Annotated in this window: 18 protein-coding genes; 5 read left to right on the top strand and 13 right to left on the bottom strand. The window is 49.5% G+C overall.

Annotated elements, in window-relative coordinates; translation table 11 throughout:
- Window positions 1-14: 14 nt before the first annotated feature.
- Genes fliD through PG892_RS07455 form a run of 4 tightly spaced genes read left to right on the top strand, consistent with a single transcriptional unit; the run spans window position 15 to window position 4270 of the window.
- Complete coding sequence (gene fliD, locus PG892_RS07470; RefSeq protein WP_214003362.1) at window positions 15-1409, top strand: flagellar filament capping protein FliD; 1395 nt, start codon at window positions 15-17, stop codon at window positions 1407-1409.
- Between the two features lie 25 nt (window positions 1410-1434).
- Complete coding sequence (gene fliS, locus PG892_RS07465) at window positions 1435-1857, top strand: flagellar export chaperone FliS (protein WP_111873004.1); 423 nt, start codon at window positions 1435-1437, stop codon at window positions 1855-1857.
- Window positions 1854-2180 (top strand): hypothetical protein, encoded by a 327-nt coding sequence (locus tag PG892_RS07460; RefSeq protein ID WP_270825296.1) that lies wholly within the window; start codon window positions 1854-1856, stop codon window positions 2178-2180. Before fliS ends, PG892_RS07460 begins: the two co-directional genes overlap by 4 nt.
- On the top strand, window positions 2180-4270 hold the full coding sequence (locus PG892_RS07455; protein WP_214003363.1) for a motility associated factor glycosyltransferase family protein: 2091 nt from the start codon (window positions 2180-2182) through the stop codon (window positions 4268-4270). The genes PG892_RS07460 and PG892_RS07455 overlap by 1 nt, the downstream gene beginning before the upstream one ends.
- Before the next feature lie 12 nt (window positions 4271-4282).
- Here PG892_RS07455 and PG892_RS07450 read toward each other — a convergent pair whose 3' ends face one another.
- From PG892_RS07450 to PG892_RS07390, 13 genes are all read right to left on the bottom strand, one after another.
- Window positions 4283-4975: an acylneuraminate cytidylyltransferase family protein gene (locus PG892_RS07450; RefSeq protein ID WP_270825295.1), complete on the bottom strand. Its 693-nt coding sequence runs from the start codon at window positions 4973-4975 to the stop codon at window positions 4283-4285.
- 2 nt (window positions 4976-4977) lie between these two features.
- On the bottom strand, window positions 4978-6024 hold the full coding sequence (locus PG892_RS07445; RefSeq protein WP_214003365.1) for a nucleotidyltransferase family protein: 1047 nt from the start codon (window positions 6022-6024) through the stop codon (window positions 4978-4980).
- A gap of 271 nt (window positions 6025-6295) precedes the next feature.
- Window positions 6296-6967: a class I SAM-dependent methyltransferase gene (locus PG892_RS07440; RefSeq protein WP_270825294.1), complete on the bottom strand. Its 672-nt coding sequence runs from the start codon at window positions 6965-6967 to the stop codon at window positions 6296-6298.
- A gap of 274 nt (window positions 6968-7241) precedes the next feature.
- Entirely contained in the window at window positions 7242-8228 is a 987-nt protein-coding gene (locus PG892_RS07435; RefSeq protein ID WP_214003367.1) for a hypothetical protein, read from the bottom strand.
- Window positions 8212-9375 carry a UDP-N-acetylglucosamine 2-epimerase gene (neuC, locus tag PG892_RS07430; protein WP_214003368.1) on the bottom strand — a complete coding sequence of 388 codons (1164 nt, stop codon included), beginning with the start codon at window positions 9373-9375 and terminating at the stop codon, window positions 8212-8214. The genes PG892_RS07435 and neuC overlap by 17 nt, the downstream gene beginning before the upstream one ends.
- Window positions 9375-10373: an N-acetylneuraminate synthase gene (neuB, locus tag PG892_RS07425; RefSeq protein WP_270825293.1), complete on the bottom strand. Its 999-nt coding sequence runs from the start codon at window positions 10371-10373 to the stop codon at window positions 9375-9377. The genes neuC and neuB overlap by 1 nt, the downstream gene beginning before the upstream one ends.
- Complete coding sequence (locus PG892_RS07420; protein WP_270825292.1) at window positions 10373-11365, bottom strand: hypothetical protein; 993 nt, start codon at window positions 11363-11365, stop codon at window positions 10373-10375. Before PG892_RS07420 ends, neuB begins: the two co-directional genes overlap by 1 nt.
- A gap of 4 nt (window positions 11366-11369) precedes the next feature.
- Window positions 11370-12515, bottom strand: coding sequence for a LegC family aminotransferase (locus PG892_RS07415; RefSeq protein ID WP_214003371.1), 1146 nt, complete (start codon window positions 12513-12515; stop codon window positions 11370-11372).
- Window positions 12516-12524: 9 nt separating this feature from the next.
- The gene (locus PG892_RS07410; protein ID WP_201894814.1) at window positions 12525-13718 is read right to left on the bottom strand and encodes a UDP-N-acetylglucosamine 4,6-dehydratase; all 1194 of its coding nucleotides are present in this window, start codon (window positions 13716-13718) and stop codon (window positions 12525-12527) included.
- 129 nt (window positions 13719-13847) lie between these two features.
- Window positions 13848-14690, bottom strand: a complete 843-nt coding sequence (locus tag PG892_RS07405; protein ID WP_442865620.1) for a cobalamin-binding protein — start codon at window positions 14688-14690, stop codon at window positions 13848-13850.
- A complete protein-coding gene (locus tag PG892_RS07400) occupies window positions 14683-15615 on the bottom strand; it encodes a cobalamin biosynthesis protein (RefSeq protein ID WP_270825291.1) in 933 nt (310 codons plus the stop codon). Before PG892_RS07400 ends, PG892_RS07405 begins: the two co-directional genes overlap by 8 nt.
- Window positions 15616-15641: 26 nt before the next feature.
- Complete coding sequence (mtnN, locus tag PG892_RS07395) at window positions 15642-16334, bottom strand: 5'-methylthioadenosine/S-adenosylhomocysteine nucleosidase (protein ID WP_010674306.1); 693 nt, start codon at window positions 16332-16334, stop codon at window positions 15642-15644.
- Between the two features lie 240 nt (window positions 16335-16574).
- Window positions 16575-17504 carry a ZIP family metal transporter gene (locus PG892_RS07390; protein WP_270825290.1) on the bottom strand — a complete coding sequence of 310 codons (930 nt, stop codon included), beginning with the start codon at window positions 17502-17504 and terminating at the stop codon, window positions 16575-16577.
- Window positions 17505-17799: 295 nt separating this feature from the next.
- Here PG892_RS07390 and PG892_RS07385 point away from each other — a divergent pair, with 295 nt between their 5' ends.
- Window positions 17800-19431: a methyl-accepting chemotaxis protein gene (locus PG892_RS07385; RefSeq protein WP_270825289.1), complete on the top strand. Its 1632-nt coding sequence runs from the start codon at window positions 17800-17802 to the stop codon at window positions 19429-19431.
- Window positions 19432-19530 lie beyond the last annotated feature (99 nt).

The raw sequence follows: 19530 nt of genomic DNA, 5'->3' as shown, positions 1-19530 counted from the left end.
GACAGGAGCATGTTATGGCGATTACCTCCGCCGGTGCAGGATCGGGTCTCGATCTTGAAAGTGTGATCTCGGCGAGCGTCGCCGCCAAAAAGGCCCAGTTGCAGCAGCCGATCATCACCAAACGCAACAGCACCCAGATCACCTTGTCTGGTGTAGGTCAGCTCAAGTCCTCTATCTCCGCCTTCACCGACATCCTCGACAAGTTGAGTGCCCCGGGTGCGTTCAACAAACGGGCTATCAATATCACGCAAGACAAAGATGATCCTGTGCTGAAGATGGAGAGCAAGAGCGGCGGCTCCAATGGTCAATACAATATTACCGTCAATAAGTTGGCACAGACGAGCCGACAGGAAGGGGTGTTTGACAGCTCGACAGCCCCTCTGATCACCCAGGATGGTCAGCTGACCTTCAAGGCGGGTGACAAGGAATTCAAGGTAGATGTGAACGCGGGGGATACCCTGCAGGATATCCGCAAGAGCATCAACGGCAATGGTGACAACTTCGGCCTGAGCGTCAACATAGTCAATACCGCAGATGGCAAGGCAAAACTCATCATCGACTCGGGTGTGTCGGGCGACGGCAAGGATCTGACCATCACAGGCGATAATGCCGAGCTGGATATCTTCTCGACCGGCACCGCCGGCAGTGCCATGAGCCAGACTCAAACCGCGAGCAGCGCCGAAATCGTGGTCGATGGCAACGTCCTCAAGAGTGATACCAATGTCTTCGATGACACCATTCAGGATCTGAAATTGACGGTGCTGCGGGTCTCCGACAAGGACAGCAATGGCGACCTGAAGTCAAACAAGGTGGATATCACGACGGACAAGACCTCCATTCAGGAGCTGGTACAGCAGTTCGTCGATGGCTACAACGCCTTGCAGGACAAGATAGGGACACTCGGTAAACGCAGCAGCTTCGTCGGGGGCGTGAAGCAGGATGACGGCGGAGCACTGGCCGGGGATTCCACGACACGGGCCATCAGCACCTTCATGAGCAATCTGCTGGTCAGCCCGTCTGAAAGCAGTTCGACCTATTCGACCATCTTCGAAATCGGCATGAAGATGGATAACAAGGGCAAATTGTCTCTAGACAAAGAAAAGTTCGGCGAAGCGGTCGACAAGAACTTCGATCAGGTCGTCGCCCTGTTTGGCAATGAAAAGGGTCTTGCCGGCTCTCTGAGCAAGGGGCTCAAAGAATACACCAAGTCAGGAGGCATGCTGGCGCAGCGTACTGATACTCTGAATTCTGATCTGCGTAGCTTGGGTCAGAAAGAAGCGACCTCCAATGCTCAGTTGGTGAAATATGAGGCGGCGCTGCGTGCCCAATACGGCAGCCTAGATGCCCTGTTGGTCAAAATGAACAACTCGGCATCCGCCCTGTCTGCATTGCAAATAAAAGATAATTGAGAGTGATATTTCGAGGTTTCATCTTATGTACCACCGTAATCTGAAGGCATATAAGGCAACCAGCATAGCGGCGGATTTGGCGGTTGCCGATCCTCACCGTGTCATTCAGCTGATGATGCAGGGATTTCTCGAACGCCTGGCGCAGGCCAAGGGCGCCATTGAGCGGCAAGACATGGAGGCAAAGTCCATCGCCGTCTCCAAGGCCCAGGGCTTGTTGCATGGGCTGCAAGATGCACTCGATATGAGTCAGGGCGCCATCTCCGAAGACTTGCACGGTCTTTATGCCTATATGGATGAGCGGATCTGGGATGCCAGCCTGACACGGAATGTTGCCCCCCTCGATGAGGTCATGAACCTGATGGTGACGATCAAATCCGCCTGGGATCAGCTGCCCGAGGCCGAGAAACAGCAAGGTTTTCAGATGCGCCAGCAGCTGGGTGAGCTGTGAGCACCGCGCTCGCCGCCCTCGATGCGGCGCTGCTGGACAACGTCAGCCTGATGGAGGAGCTGCTGGAGCAGCAGCAATATGACGAGGCCCTGCAGTGCATGGATGAACGGTTGGCTCTGATAGAGAGTCTGGTGCAGCTGGCCAAGTCGGAGCCGGCGCAGCGACAGTCCGTCGCCACCCTGGCTGCCGCCCTTGCCATTGAGGACGCACGCCAGCAAGCCCTGGCGGCCAGTCATCACCAGATCGTATTCAAACAGCTGGCTCAAGTCGGTAAAGCCAATAAGGCTGGGCAAGCGTATCGTATGAACAGCAAGGAGTTCTGATGTCAGTCAATTTGGATGCGGCTCTGGCAAAAGCCGAGCAGGAGGCGCAGCGACTGCAGCAGCAAGCCGAGCAAGAAGCGGCCATGGCGGTCGCACTGCCGCTGCGTTTTGAACAGAATATGGCGGCGTTTCGCCAATACATTCCCCATATCGCCGACATGTATGAGGCCTATCAGCCTGCCCGCCCGTTCAAATTCTTCTGCACTGAAAATGGTCAACCAAACCTTAAATGGCTTGATGATGACGTCGTTGTTTATGGGGCTGAACCCTATCTTAGCTGTGAGACACTTGTAGCTGAATTCATGGATAAGGGGGTATTGTCAAAATTTTCCTTCCGCCAGGAAGCGAATCCAATGGGTTCTATTCATATTGAACACCTCAACAATCTTAATATTTATAAGGATGAAATATCATCACAGGCAGAACACCTCGTTAAAGTACCAGATCAAGTTCCCTGCGCATTGATCTTTGGGGTCGGTTTGGGTTATCACCTTGGTTATCTTTATGAGCGTTGCAAAATTAGCACATTGTTCTTGTTTGAGCCAGACTTGGATTTATTTTACGCATCATTGTTCTGCTTCGACTGGGCTCCACTGCTGGCTTATTTGTATCAGGAGAATCTGGGGTTGCACATTCTGTTAGGGCAGGATGAACAAAGTATTGTCAGAGATTTTTCATCGGCGGTTAGTTCTCGGGGCTCTTTCTTGGTTGCAAATGCTTTCACTATGTGGGGCTATCAGAGCGATGAAATAAAAAAACTGATGAAAACGATACATCAGCAATATTATCTGTTAGTGATGGGATGGGGTTTTTTTGATGATAACCTGATCGCACTGTCCCATTCTATGCGTAATATTGAACATGGCGTGCCATTTTTTAAGAAAAATAAAAATGTGTCGCAAAAATACCAAAGAGTTCCGGTGTTTATCATTGGTAGTGGTCCATCGCTAGATGATTCACTACCCATTATTAAAGCGAATAAAGATCGTGCTATATTGATATCTTGTGGTAGTGCGATATCTGCTTTGCATAAGTATGGGATCAAGCCAGACATAGAAGTTCAAATTGAACGTACCAAATCAATCTATGATTTCATGGTTAATCTGGATGACCCTGAATATTTACAGGATATTTTGTTTTTGAGCACTGATGTCGTTCATCCTGACTGTGCAACCCTGTTCAAGAAAACGGTTCTTGCGTTCAAGAGCAATGAACCAGGGGTGATGATGTGTCAGACATATTTCTCTGTCGCCAAAGATTTTTCCGCTTGGCAGGCAGTTAATCCCTTTGTTGGAAATATAGGGGTTCATGCACCTATCCAGCTTGGATTTAAAAACCTATATCTGTTTGGTTTGGATAATGGTTATAAGGATAAAAATCACCATCACGCTAAGTCTAGTGCATATTATAATAATGAAGTAAATGCTAAACTCTTGACTGAGTTGGTGTGTAGCGATAATGAACGGCAATGTGAGGGTAATTTTGGTGGTGTTGTCATAAGTAATGCGATGTATGATACTTCGAGATATATTATTGAAGGTGTATTAGCTATCAATAAAGATGTACATTGTGCTAACTGTAGTGATGGTGCCAAAATATTAGGGGCTAGAGCCGTTCCTGCCAATGACATTGGATTACATCAGCCTATTGATAAGTCAGCTATCCTGCATGAAATAACGAACTCTCTCTGTGCACCCTTGGTACTACCAGCGCAGGACTTTAATACATTGCTTGATGTTGATTTTTTCAATCATGTTGCTGAGAAGATAATAGATGAATGGCAACGTAATTTTTCATCTAGAAATGAGATAAATCAATTGATGCTAAAGCATTTTGGTTATCTCTCTCAAATATCTATAACTAAAAATAGAATAATAGCGCAAATGTTGTACGGTTCAATGAATCATATGTTCGCTATGCTGAGTTCTATTCTTTACTTGTTTAAAGAAGAAGAAAAAGCATTGGCAATGATGAAACCCGCAATCGAAATTTGGTTAGATTTTATGAGAAAAGCAAAAGAGATGTATCCCAATGCCCTTAACAGCATAGACACCGTTGATGATGAAACAATAAATTTGTTTAAGAAATAAAAAGGCCGACCTTTAGGTCGGTTTTCTATTTTTAATACACTCGGACAGATATAAATCAAATGCATCATCGATGTCTATAGATTCGCTTTTTTCCATAATATAAGCAAAAGAGTTACTAGAGTAAATATCTGATAATGAACCAACGTATTGTCTGTCAAAAATATAAATTGCACCATTTACTCGATAATAACGTTCTAGTTCTTGACTACGTCGATTTGCAATAGTTGGAATAAATCCTGCCATACTTAAATTGTCTGGTAATCTATTACAATATTGAATTGGGTGTTCGAGTTCGCATACAGAGATGACAGCTGACGCATTTTTCATATGATAAAGAGCCATAGCTCCTTTAATATGATTTGCATTCCGTAATGGAGATGTTGGTTGTAGTAGTGTGACTCTGGCTACTTCTCTATATTGTGATTCAACCCACTTAACCATGTGGCTAATGACATCATTAGTGGTAGCCGTATCAGTTGCTAATTCGGCGGGTCGTAGAAATGGCACTATTGCTCCAGAATTGGCAGAGATGTTAGCAATATCTTGAGAGTCTGTGCTTACAAGAACCAGATCAAAAAGTTGGCTTTCGAGAGCGGCCTCTATGGTCCAGGTTATTAATGGTTTTCCTGCTAATGGTAATTTGTTTTTATTAGGGAGACGTTTACTCCCTCCCCGCGCAGGTATAATCGCAATGTTGAGATTCATTATTAAAGGTCCTTGATATCTATTTGAGCTTTATTAAAGTCATCAATTCGGCCGATGTCTAGCCAATATTCATTGATTGGAAACATTAATACATCCGCTTGCTTTGCTATTTGTTGCTCAAGTAGCGTTGGCATATCAATACGCTCATTTTTAGGCATGTTCATAAACAAATCAGGACTTACTACGTAGATTCCAGCATTTACTAGGTATCGTAGAATTGGTTTTTCCTGCATATTTATAATGTGATGTCCATCACCATGTATAACGCCATATGGGATTTGATAGTCATACTCACGGACACACATTGTAGCTTGTGGTTGATATTTATTGTGGAAATCAAGTAGTCGATTAAAATCTACAGTTGTCAGCACATCACCATTAATCATTATAAGTGGTAAGGGGGGGATGTCTGCCGGAAGTAGACCTAATGCTCCGCCTGTTCCTAGTGGTGTATCTTCATGTACATATTGGATATTGGCTCCCCAAGAAGATCCATCGCCAAAATAACTAGTGATCTGCTCAGGCATGTAATGAGTAGATATATAAATATTCATGAATCCAGCTTTGAGAAACTGATTAATCAATATTTCTAAAAGTGGTTTTCCTCCCACTTTCAACATCGGCTTTGGGCAAAGATTGGTGAGAGGCCTTAATCTAGTTCCAAGTCCTCCTGCCATAATAAAAATCGGATTATCGTATGTTGGTTTGCTTAATAAGCCTTGGATTGTTTCCAAACCAACGACTTGACCATTGTCAATCAGTGGAATGGATAAAATACATTTTGATTCCATGAGCGAGATGAGCTCTTCACGCTGGAGACCGACCTCTGCTGTTGTTGGATTTGTATTCATAATTTTAATGACAGTATCATGTAGCGATAGGCCATTTAGCAAACCACGACGAACGTCACCATCGGTTACAACACCGACAAGATGACAGTCTGTATCTACAACTAATGCAACCCTTAGGGCTTCTTTATTAATAACTTCTAGAGCTTCCAAGACCGTTGAAGACGGTGTAATTAATACATTTTTCCAGTTATGCATCATAGCTGTTACCATCAGATGTTACATTTTAAATATGGGAGGTATTTTTTCGAGTAAAAGACTAGAACATATCAATAATATTAGCATACTAAAAATAAGTGTATGTTTAAAGAAATAAAAAGTCCATTATATTCTTATAATTTATTTTCTATTTTATCTATAGATGAAATAGCTTGTAGTGCTATTTTTAACATTTAAACTGGCCAGCAAGTAATGATATTTATGTTAAACCTAGTGCGAACTTTGCTACACTAGGTTTAGCATCATGAAGTAGTTATATTTTGCTGCACAGGATTAAAAATTCAGAGACTGTATTTTTCATGCTGTTTTCAGTTCTAGTTATTTTTTCAATGGAGTCGACATTATAGTTTTTTACTAATTCAAATATATCCTCTAATGAGGTAAATCTACTTTGACCTTTACCTGTTAGTGGTCCTTCTGTACAAACCCAGCGATTATAACCTGTATGTTCACCACAACCATCACCCCAAGAACCTGATGAAAATGTTCTTGAGTATAGCCTTCCATTGTATTTTGTTACCCGCCATGCTTCATTATAAATATGTTTCGCAGTTTCATAATCAGTACAACAAATACATTCATTATCAATGACAGCATCAAATGACTCACTAGCATATGGTAGGTCATCTGCATTTCCAACAATTAATTCGCCGTGTTGTCGCCAGTTTGGAAATTCTTTATCAAGGCGCAAGCTTGCCTGCTCAATGGCTATGCTTGAACAATCAATGCCACAAAAAGAAAATCCCTCCCTAGCAAGAAACCATATGTTAGCGCCAGGGCCGCATCCGAGCTCGAGGATTTTAACATCCAACCTATTTTCAACCGGATAAAAATTCTTTGCAATAAACCTAATTAAGTCTTCACTCGGATACTTACCCCACTCCTGATTTGAAAATATAGCATTCCAAATATTTTTGTTTGACATAAGCAAATCCTTATCTAATAATATTTCATTTGAGCAATGCTTTAATTCTACAAAATACTACAGAATGATGTTTCGTGCAGCCTAAATTAAATCCGATTGCTCGTAAATACTGAGTGTATACTTTATTTATTGCATATCCATCGTACGAAAGGTTTTGTAATCAATATGTTGTTGATACAATAGGCTCGATTACTGTCGAGCAATTCTAGTGTAAAACTAATAAGTATCCCAATGCTATAGGAGTGTTCAGACTTAGATGTTAACGTATTTGTAATCACTTTTCCACCTTATTGATAATATCACACATGCGCTTAATGTCTTCCTTGGTATACCGAGAGTCTAAAGGTAGTGATAATAACCTATCTGAAAGAATATTTCTTGATTGTTCTATTGCAGGCCAATGAATAGCGAGATAAATAGAGTTTCTCATGAGTTCATTTTTGACATCTTCTCGCTTGCTTAAAAGCAAAGGCAGAAAGCTAGGGAAGGCGGGGGTGATATTAATGAAGTGGCTGTTACTTAATATACTTTTTGCAAAAACTAAATTTTGCTGACGAATTTTTAAATCTTCTTTGAGATAATAAAAAAAACGCCCCATCAAAAAAATGCTTCTATCTTCTGCTTCAAAAATGCTTTTGTTCTCATTCAATATCATTTCTGCTTTTGAAAAACATTTTAAGTACGTTTCCTCATTGTCTTGTAATAAGTTGACAACATTGTGTTTGGTTTCTTTTGCATGATATTTTATTTTTGAAAAAGATGGTAATCTTACTTTGTTAATATTTAGTAACGGCTTATTAGAGATAATCTGACTAAAGTCAGCAATGAAGGATATTTTTCGTAGACTATTAAATTGGCACCAATGAACATGTGTGTTTATATCAGACGACTGAGCATCAAATACACTGTCTATAATTAGGGGTAATTTAGAGCTATTTACAACACTTTTAAATGCTATTGATTCATGTCCAAAATACTTCACTACATATAATGCATCATAATCATCTAAACAATCAGGCAAAGAAAACTCAAGATTTTCTTTCACTTCGTAAAAATCTAAGTGAATATTATATTCATTAAAAACATTAATAACAATCTGACAGATAAAGTTAGGTAATAGAACGCGCTTACCTTGCAAATTCATAGAGAGCAACGCCCACCGTAAAGATGAACGACCACTGTTTGTTGTCCCATAATACAGAGGGTCTGGAGCAATCTCTTGCTCACCACCTATCGGTTTGTGGTTAAAATTTGATATCATAGAAGCGCTTTATCTTTAAATCGTCCAAATTAACTTTCTTCAACGTATTTAAGACCACTTGGGAGCTATTACCTTGCCCATATGGGTTATGGGTACATTTTAGAATTTCTTTAAACTCTGGAGTATATATTTTTTGTATAGCATCAAATATCTTATTGGTGTCAACATCAACATCTAAAACGCTTGCAGCCCTTACACGTCCTTTTTGGCGATTACCTATATTTATAGTAGCAAGTTTGAATGATGGTGCCTCGACAATGCCGCTTGAGGAGTTGCCCACAACTGCATCTACATGTTGTAATGCTGACAAGTATCTTAATTGTCCTAATGAAGTAAACACAATTGCATGGTCTTTATTATGAGCAATATATTCATCAATCATGTTATTTATTAATCTCCCACCAACATCAGCATTGGCTTTAGTAAAGATTAATAATGTATTTTCAAGCTTATTTAAACCGTTTAGTATTTTGATAAGGTCATATTTTATTTCTGTAACATTATGAGTGGTTTCTGGGTGATAGGTGAAGAGAAGGTTCCGAGCTTGTAGTTTACAACCAATCGAATCCTCAAATTCTGAGCGAGACATCAACTTCATTCGCATCAAGTTATCCAAGCCTACTTCACCAACAGTGAATACTCTACTTGGTTGCTCACCCATTTGTATTATACGGCGAGAGTACTCATCTAAAGCTGTAAAGTGAAGTTGTGACAACTTAGTAATTGCATGACGAAACATTTCATCAAGAGAGCCTTCGGTCAGCTCCCCTCCGCTCAAGTGTGCAACGGGAATACGAGCAATATTTGCTGCCGATACTATGGGAATAAGTTCATAGCGATCACCCAATACAACTACAATATCTGGTTTTAGTTCATCAAATGCCTCAGAAAAGCTAATCTGAGCCAGCCCCATACTTTTACTTACACCGACATGGGTATCTGATGACAAGAGTACTTCTATTTTTTTATTAACAGTAAAACAATCCCCTTCAATTTGTTTACGTGTCAAACCAAATTCGGGTGAAAGATGAGTGCCTGTTACTATAATCTGTAAGTCTAAATCATCATCAGCTTGAATATCATCTAGCAGGCACTTAAGTAACCCGTATTCAGCACGAGTTGCTGTTACTACACAGATCTTACGCACTAGATCAGATCCCCTTTACTGTAGTTTCTTTTCGCTACCATCCCAACTACCTCATCCCAACGTGTTGGCGGGATACCATTACCTGGACGTTTTATTTCCAGCATATCTGGACAGATCAGCATGCCAGAAGGAATGTCTCTTCCTGCAACAATGCTTTTTCTGACAATATTGCGATTTAATTTTTCAGCTTTTGTTGGAATTTTCCAACCATTACCCAAAGCTAGCTCAACATTTCGAATTGCAGTTACCATTGCAGTTAACTCATCAGGTTCTATGCTTGCTTTATGATCTGGGCCTTTCATTGTTTTATCTAATGTGAAATGTTTTTCAATTACTGTCGCACCTAGAGCGACAGCTGCTATTGGCATTTCTATGCCAAGGGTATGATCAGAATAACCAAAAGCTACTCCTGGAAATGCTTTTGCAATCGTTGTCATCGCCCTTAGATTCACATCGCAAGGCGAAGTTGGGTAGTCTGTTGTTGCATGAAGGACAGTAATATCGGATAAAGCGATTCCCGCTTCACTTAACGTAAAGATTGCATGCTCCACCTCCGATAGATATCCCATACCAGTAGATAAAATAACTGGTTTACCAAAATACGCAATATGACGAAGAAAAGGAGTGTTAGTTAACTCTCCAGAACCAATTTTAAAGATATCTTGCAGGCCATCGAGAAATGTTGCGCTTTGCTCTTCATCTGGCGTAGATATAAAAATTATTTTTTTTTCATCGCAATATTTTTTCAACTCTATGAAATCAGCGTAACTTAATTCAAGTCGCTTCAGCATTTCGAATTGAGTTTCCTCTTGTTGAGTATTATCAATCTGATAGTTAGCCATTTTTGCGTCTTTAGTTACCAGTAATTCAGTTTTCCATGTTTGAAATTTTACAGCATCAACGCCGGCATCAAAGGCTACATCGATCAATTTTTTTGCTAAGTTGATGTCACCATTATGGTTCACTCCAGCCTCTGCAATAATAAAAGTACTGCTCATTATGTGTTCCTCTCAGCTCTGTATAGCTGGAATAATTTCGGAGGTTGCACTCCTTGATTTTGCCTACACCAAATCTGGTTTAACATCTGGCGTTTTTTTGGCATAAAATCCAAGCCTGCAATATAAAAGGGGGATGTTAATGGCGAGAACTTAGACTTAAATAGAAACAAGTTATCATCTGGAGACGACGTCCTCCCTCCTCCTAAAATCATATATTTGCATCCCTGGTTTTTCGCAAATTCGAATGCAGCATCAAGCAGCAGATAATTACCATTCTCTTTAAAAAATTCTGGGTTATTGGCTGAAAGATGATAATGAGCAAGTTCTTTACTACACATAAAAAAACCAATAGATGTGTAAATGTTATCTTTTTTAATAGCGAGGAGGGATACTCCCGTTAAATTCATCAATTCTTTGAAGTAATCTTCTTTAAAGTAGAAAAAATTGCGCGCGGCATTTTTTTTCATCGTCAGATAATACATGCCAATGAAGTCATTAAGTTTTACACCTTCAATTTCGACTAACAAGTTTTTTTCTGCTTTTTTTACAATATTTCTCGTTGTTTTTGAATATAAATTGCGACGCTCTGTTATCGTTGTTTTTAAATCAACAATAACTACTTGTCGCTCAGGAAAGTGCATGTCGAACAGCATGCTTTTATCAGCCATACTGTTAAATGGATGAAATCGGATAAATTCACATATAATGTGATGCTGTTTACAGTATTCTCTGTATGCATTAAAGGCATTTTGTAAAAATCGTTCATCCATACAGTTAGAGATAGGACCACCATACCCATAAGGCGTTTCTAAATCATATAGCTCCTCATCAATTTTTACTCCTGCAACATTCATTATTTGGCGTTTCAAAGCACTAAATTTTACGTAGTGATGTCCTTCTTCATATAAAAATTGAAAGTAAGTACTGGCACCCTCATACAAGGCCGAATAAGCTCGCTGGTAGTAGATATCTGACGATAGATCAGCAACCATTGCCTTAACCTCGGAGTACTGGCGTACTCGGTAAATTTACCAGATGAGCTTCAATGAATTCTGATTGAGTTAGGTCTCCCCGCAGGGCATGGGAGAACATCGACAAGCGATGCATCAGCTTCCATACAGGCCGGGTCATGACACCAGCCTTGTTCAGCTCGGTCAGCAACATATCCCGCTGGGTCTGATTTTCACAGACAATCGCATTGAGCCAGTAGTTGGAGCGTCCATAAGAAGGCTCGGTCACAAACTGGCATGCCTGTCCCTTGAAGAACTCGGCATAGTGCATGGCAAGCGCCCGCTTTTGCGCCAGGAATTGCGGCAGGGCTTCCATCTGGGCACATCCGAGGGCCGCATTCAGATTGGGCATCCGGTAGTTAAAACCGGGTTCATCATGATAGAACTCGAACGGATGGGGTACCTTGGCGGTGGTGGTAATGTGCTTGGTGCGCGCCCCCTGTTCGGCATTCTGGCAGAGCACCATGCCACCACCACCCGTGGTGATGATCTTGTTGCCATTGAAACTCAGGGCGGAAAACGCACTCAGCGTCCCCGTGTGTTTGCCTTTGTAGTAGGAACCCAGGCTCTCGGCAGCATCTTCCACCAGGGCGATGCCCCAGGCCTCGCACACGGCCTGAAGCTCATCGAGTTCAACCGGATGACCAAAGGTGTGCATGGGCACGACGGCTTTGAGGCGGCGTCCGCTTGCCTTGTGAATGGCACCTGTCTCGGTGCGAGACGCATGCTCTTCCAGCCAGTTGGCCAAAGCAACGGGACACAGACCCAGGCTCTGGCGTGATACATCGACGAACACGGGTTCTGCGCCCATGTGATACAAGGCATTGCAGGTCGCCACAAAGGTCAGGGGCTGGGTGATCACCAGGTCCCCTGCCTGCACACCTGCCATATAGAGCGCGATATGCAGCGCCGCCGTGCCATTCATGGTGGCAACGGCACGGGCTGAACCGGTAAAGGTGGCTATTTGCTGCTCGAACTGCTCAACATAGGCACCGACACTGGAAACGAAGGTGCTTTCGAGGGTATCGAGCACATATTGACGCTCATTGCCGGCAAAGGTCGGGGCGTGAAGAGGGATGAAGTCATCGGTTTTGTAGGTATCACGAATAAAACGTATCAATTGAGTATGCATACCGATTCCTTACATCTTGCCGTCGAGATATTTGCCCGTTTCTTTGTGACCAAAATCCGGGATCATGGCGAAGAACAACTCGACGATCTCTTTCTTGTCCCAGGCGCGTTTTGTTTTCATGGCTGCAATGGTCTGCTCGAAATGGTTGAGCAGATCATTCTGATATGAGGGTTCATTCTTGATGATGCCCAGGTTCTCGAACCGGGCCATATCCAGCACTTCCTTGTCCGTGAAGAACTCTTCGAAGTCTTTTTCACCCGTGGTGTCACTCTCGGTAAACAGGCAGGGCCACATCCCCTGCTCGGGCAGGCTCGCCATCAAGGCTCTGGCTTCATCCTCGTCTTTGCACAGATGCGGCTTGTAACCATGCTGCTCCAGATACTTCACGGCGATTTCGGCGAAGGTAATCAGGTGCAGGGATTCGCTGAGCTTGGGGAAGAAGATATCCCTGTTCTCACCGAAGATGCAGGACATCAGGCACAGCTCACCGGACTCCTGGGGAGTCACGAAGTAGCGTTTGATGTCGTTGGGGGCGACGATGGGCTGACGCTTTTGCAAGCGCTGGTTGAAGCCATGCAGCAAGGAGCCATCGGAGAAGGCCACGTTGGCAAAGCGCGCGGTTGAAATGGCAATCTGTTCGCTGCGGCGCATCAGGAACATTTCCATGATGCGCTTGGACGCCCCCATCATGTTGACCGGATTGGCCGCCTTGTCCGTCGAAACACAGAAATACTTTTTCACTCCCATGTCGATGGAGTGCTGGATGGTTTTGTCCGTGTTGAAGACGTTGACATCGATCATGCGCATCAAGGTGAAAGGATCTTTCTCGCTGCGTACATGTTTGAGCGCAGAAAGATTGAGCACGTAATCATAGGCGCCGTCAGCTTTGATAAAGGCGTCATATTCAATGGAGCCGATATCCAGGGCGAACGTCTGGAAATCACCATCGATATACCCGAACGAGCTGCGGATATCGCGCACCAGCTCGACCATGTTGTTCTCGCTGATATCGACCACATGCAATTTACGTGGATTTCTCTTGAAGATCTCTTTGGTTACCGCCTGGCCAATAGACCCTGCGCCACCGAGCACCAAGAACCGTGAATTCGCCACGATGTGACCCATTGTGTTTCCAGTTCTGTCGATATCCTGAGCAAGCAAGGCATTCTCACGGCAAATTAGTGTTAGTATCTCGTTGTTCATGCGCCATCACCAGTGCAATAAAGGAGGCCAAATATTATTTGGGGGACGTTGAGTTATTTATGATATCGAGTCACGTACAATGTTATCTCTTTATAGCAATTTCTAGACCAAATGGTACGGGATTATGAACTATTTGGTTCTGGACATGTGTATTGCCCCGATCGCCTCGCATATCTGCTCCACCGCGTTGAGGGCGCGGGGGGTGAAGCGGTGCAGTTCATCGGCGTTGATGAGGGCGAGCCGTTGGTGTTTGACGGCGTCCAGCATGGGCCACTGCCGCCAGTGATCCAGCACGGAAGGATCCTGGCCGCCAGCCAGGATAAGCCCGGGATTGGCCTTGATCACCTGCTCCAGCCCGACCTGGGGGTAGGCTGCTCCCGTCTTCGCCATGATGTTGCGTCCGCCGCAGAGGGTGATGGCCTGCCCCGGCCAGGTCGAATTATTGACGCTGGTGAGCGGCGGGTACCAGAGCTGATAGAAGACAGACAGGGGCTTGGGCTCGCCGTAGCGCGCCGCCAGAGCGTCGAGCCGGGTCAGATAGGCGCGGGCTTGCTCGTCGGCTCTGGGCGTGAGCCCGAGAAGGTGCCCCAGGCTGCGCATCTCGGTGGCCAGGGAGGCAAAGTCGGTGGGCTCCGAGTAGAAGACGGGAATGCCGAGGCGCTCGACCGGGCCCAGCATGCGGGCCTGGGCGGAGCGCCAGGCCACTACCAGATCCGGCTTCTGGGCCAGCAGCGCCTCGAGGTTGATGCTGCGATAGTTGGCCACTCGGGGGAGGTTGGCCACCTCGGCGGGGTAATCGGAGGCATCGTCGGTGGCGACCACGCGATCCCCGGCGCCGATATCGAACAGCAGTTCCGTCAGATGGGGAGTGAGGCTCACGATACGCTGCGGCGGGGTGGCCATGGCGCACAGTGAGGTGCCCAGCAGGCAGACAAACAGGCCCAGGGCACGAAGGGAAACGCGATCAGCCATGATTGAGCGCCATCCATGTCAGGAGCAGCGAGAGCCCGAGCCAGCCCCAGCCGGTCAGTTGCAGACGCTGCAGCAGGCGCAGGGGCAGGTTGGCATCGGGTTCGCTCCCCTCATCAAATACCGGAAAGCGCACCAGCTGGCCCTGATAGTAGCGGGGGCCGCCGAGTCGGCGGCCCGTGGCCCGGGCCAGCAACGCGAGCAGGCCCCCCATGGCGGGATGAGGCCAATGCAGCGCAGGCCGCACTCTGTTGCCCAGCCCGCGCACCTGGGTCAGGCACAGGGGGAGTGCCAGCAGCAGGATGGCGGGGGCGCAGAAACCCTGATAGAGCGCCGCAGCCGGGCGGCCGAAGTGGACGAACGCGCTTTGCTTGGGGTTCCACGCCAGATGGGTCAACTGGGCGAGCCGCACCAGCAGGGCACCCTGTACCCCGGCCAGGGCAAAGCCCAGCAGGGGGGCGGCCCACTGACCCACGAGGCGCAGTACGCAGGTCTCGCTCACCGCCTTGTTCAACCCCATCACCGAGAGCTTGCCGGTCTCCCGCTTGAGCCAGGGGGCGGCCTGCAGCCTCGCCACGACCAGCGTCTCCTGGGTTGCCAGGGCGCAGCTCCCCCGGGCGAGTTCCCGCAAGGGGCGGGATTCGAGCATCAGCAGCAGGAACAGGAGGTCGAACAGGGGCTCGGACAGGGAGAGATTGCGCACTGCCCAGAGACCGGCAGCGCAGGGTACCCAGACCACCAGCAGGGCAAGGAGCCCGGCCTGGCTCTGCTGGCGTGGCGTGCCGTCGGGGCGATAGACCTTCTGGCCGAGGCGGGTGAGCAGAGGCACGGCTGCGCCGGGTCGAAAGCGTGCGGGCCAGGGCAGCAGAGCCTCCAGCAGGGCGGCCCCCACCATGATGGCCGCCGTCGTGGAGGCGAGGGCGGTCATCAGAGCATCCCAGGAGGGGGCGTCGATCACAGCTTGCCGAGCAGCGCGATGATCACTTCGGCGGAGTGTTGACCCGCCACCTCGATGAAGGCATCGAAGGATTCCACCTGCTCCTTGCCGGCGATGTCCGACATGGCCCGTACCACCAGATAGGGCACCTTGAACATGTGGCACACCTGGCCGATGGCGGCCCCTTCCATCTCCACCGCCAGCATCTGCGGGAAGTCGGCACGGGCTTTCGCGATGGCGTCCGGCTTACACATGAACTGATCGCCGGTGCAGATGAGCCCGACTTTGGTCTGGTGCTTGCCTTGCTCGGCAATGCAGGCTTGTGCCAGGGCGATGAGTTTTTCGTCGCAGGGGAAGGCGGCGGGCTGCTGGGCCATCTGGCCCATCTCGTAACCGAAGGCGGTCACGTCCACGTCGTGGAAGCGCATCTCGCTCGCGATGACCACGTCACCGATGTGCAGATCCTGGGCGAAGCCGCCGGCGGAACCGGTGTTGATGACGCAATCGGGAGCGAACTTCTCCAGCAGCAGGCTGGTGGCGACGCTGGCGGCGACCTTGCCGATGCCGGAGCGGGTCAGGATCACCTCTTTACCGGCCAGCTTGCCCTGATAGAACTCGCAGCCGCCCAGTTGCAGGGTGGTGGGTTCGCTCAGCTGGCTGCGCAGCAGGGCCACTTCCTGCTCCATGGCGCCGATAATACCTACTTTCATCATCTACCTCGTCTCGATGGCCGCTGGGCCGAAAAAGTTGGCGGGGATGATAACAAAACTTGGCGATGGCGCCGAGCATTCCTATGGGGCTGGCGGGGCATCTCCTGCGTCAGTGGTAGTGCTGGACAAGGGTGGCCGGCTCGCCGCGCTCTGCAAGCCGTTGCAGTGTGCTGGCGAACAGGGCCAGCCGCTCGGGAAGCGCTTTGTGGGAAACTACGGAGTGCACGGGGGGCCGACGCGTTATCCCAGCGCGGTATCCAGGGTCATCATCAGGGCAAAGCCGACCATGAGGCCCAGGGTGGCGTGGGTCTGGTGGCCGTTGCGGTGGGTCTCGGGGATCACCTCGTGGGAGACCACGAACAGCATGGCACCGGCCGCGAGCCCGAGGCCGATGGGGTAGGCGATGGCCATGCCGCTGGCGAGTCCGACCCCGAGCAGGGCCCCGAGCGGTTCCAGCAGGCCGCTGCCGATGGCGACCAGCACGGCCACCGGCGGGCGAAAACCGGCTGCGCACATGGCCAGCGCCACCGCCAGTCCTTCGGGAATGTCCTGCAGGGCAATGGCGGTCGTGAGCGGCAGTCCCACCGTCATGTCCCCCTGGGAGAAGCTGACCCCGATGGCCATGCCTTCGGGCAGGTTGTGCAGGGCGATGGCGAAGACGAACAGCCAGACCCGTGAGCAGCTCTCATGGCCGGGACCACAGGGGCCGGTCTTGTCGTGTTCGTGAGGGGTGAATTGATCCAGTCCCAGCATCAGCAGCACCCCGAGGGTCATGCCGGCCACCACCACGGCGGCGGCGAGGAAGCTGTCACCCGTGATCCCCCCGGCGGCCTCGAGCCCCGGCAGCAGCAGGGAGAAGGCGCTCGCCGCCAGCATCATGCCGGCGGCGAACCCCAGCATGGCGTCTTCCACCCGTTGGGGAACGGCTCGCAGGAACAGGGCTGGCAGGGCGCCCAGCGCCGTGGCGGCAAAACCCGCAGCGCCGCCGATGAGGCCATAGCGTACTCCGGGTGTGATCTCTCCTGCTGCCAGCATGACGAGACTCTGTACCAGGAGCAGCAGCACGGCGACCAGGGCGAGCAGCAGCCCCAGGGCGATGAGGGGGCGATCCGCTATCTGCTCGCGCAGTTGGACAGACCAGGAAGGGGAGAGGGTCGATACGTTGTCCATGGGGCCTCTGAAGACAGGAATGGGGAGAGACGAGCGGCCATTACATAACCTGGCCCCTGCTTTGTCCATGACGGCGGACCGATTGTGGCAATCGGCTCAAGTTTTGCGTCGAGCTGGTCGCTCCTGTGCTGGCAGCCTCGTGGCGGGCACAAGGCCCGGCGTGGGGCGAGCGGGAAGCAAGGGATCCCCTCTCTTCGCTCCCATCGTCATTTCCCGTCAGGAGTCTCGGGTCACCGGTTACACGGATGTGATCATTGTGTCACTGCACAACCGCAGTCGAGGATCACCAGCCAACATGTCTTACAAGCATCTCTCCATCGGCAAGAAGATTGCCGCCGTCTTTGCGGTCATTGCCGTCATCAACGCCGTCTTCGGCCTGTTTCTCGCCACCGAACTGCGGGACATTCGGGATCGGGTATTGAACTTCACCGACTCCACCCTGCCAAGCGTGCTCTCGGTGGACAACCTGCTCTACGACGTCTCCTATGTACGCCGTGCCCAGTTTGCCCTGCTAATGGTGGAAGATGCCGTCGACAGGCAGGTTCGCCGCGCCCGCATCCAGGAGAGCCTGGGCAAGGTGCAGCAGGTCATGGATGCCTACGAGGCGACCGTGGGGGCCGAGCATGAACGCCAGGCCTTCAACCGCGTCAAGCAGCAGTGGCTGCAATATCTTGGCGCCGTCAACCAGGTGGATGCCCTGTTGTTCCAGGGCAGCAGGGATGAGGCCAGGGAGGCGCTGTTTCGCTCGAACGGGCTCTACACCGAGCTGGAGCTGGCGGTGCGTGCCCTGGTGAAGGTGAATCTTGGCTTTGTGGAAGAGAACCGTGGCAGCCTGCTTGGCAGCGTCACCATGGTGATGACCTTTGCCGTGGTGAGCATCGCGACCCTGCTGATCTTCATGGGGGTCATGACCTGGTTCCTCACCCGCCAGATCTGCCTGCCCCTGCAAGCCGTGGTGGCCCAGGCCAATGCCATCGCCCTGGGGGATCTGACCCATCGGCTGGATCGCCAGCACATCGGGCAGGACGAACTGGGGATGCTGGCCAGCGCCTCCCTCAAGATGCAGGGCAACCTGCGTGGGCTCATCGAGGAGGTGGCCGCCGCCGTGACCCAGCTGGGGGCCGCCATCGAGGAGGTGAGCGCGGTCTCCGAGCAATCATCCCAGGGGATCCAGAGCCAGCAGCAGGAGATAGCCCAGGTCGCCACCGCCATGGCCCAGATGAAGGCGACGGTAGCGGATGTGGCGGGCAACACCGAGGTGGCCTCGGAGTCGGCAAGCTCCGCCAATGCCCTGGCTCGTCGTGGCAGTCAGGATGTGCAGGGGGCCCTGGATGCCATCACCCGGGTGGCCGGTGAGATGGAGCAGGCGGGCAACCTGGTGAGTGAACTGGAGAAAGAGTCCGCCCAGATCAACCTGGTGGTGGATGTCATTCGCGGCATTGCCGACCAGACCAACCTGCTGGCACTCAATGCCGCCATCGAGGCGGCCCGTGCCGGTGAGCAGGGGCGCGGCTTTGCGGTGGTGGCCGACGAGGTGCGCACCCTGGCGGGTCGTACCCAGGCCTCCACCGGCGAAATCGTCGCCATCATCGAGACCCTGCAGGCCCGTGCCAACCGGGCGAAGTCGGTGACCGGCCAGAGTTGCGAGATGATCCGCCAGTGCGTGAGTCAGAGCGAACGCACCAGCGCGGGCATTCGTCAGATTGAAGAGGCGGTGGCCCAGATAGCCGACATGGCGATCCAGATTGCCAGTGCCTGTGGCGAGCAGGATGCGGTCTCCGATGAGCTGGGCCGCAACGTGGCGCGCATCAACGACTCCTCCAACGAGGTCGCGACCGGCGCGGATCACACCGCCAAAGCCTGTCTGGAGCTGAGCCAGCTGGCGGCGGGTCTGCGCCAGAGCATGGGGCGCTTCCGCCTGGCCTGACGGTGGCCGCAGCCAATGAAAAGGCGCTGTCCCAATTACATGTTGAAAGGCTAACCTTGAAGTAGGTCATCACCCTGAGGGCCTCCATCATGGATACCC

It is taken from the genome of Aeromonas sp. QDB68, assembly GCF_027707405.1.
Lineage (GTDB): Bacteria > Pseudomonadota > Gammaproteobacteria > Enterobacterales > Aeromonadaceae > Aeromonas > Aeromonas caviae.
Note: the sequence above shows the minus strand (reverse complement) of the source record. Positions and strands in the feature narration are given on the sequence as shown.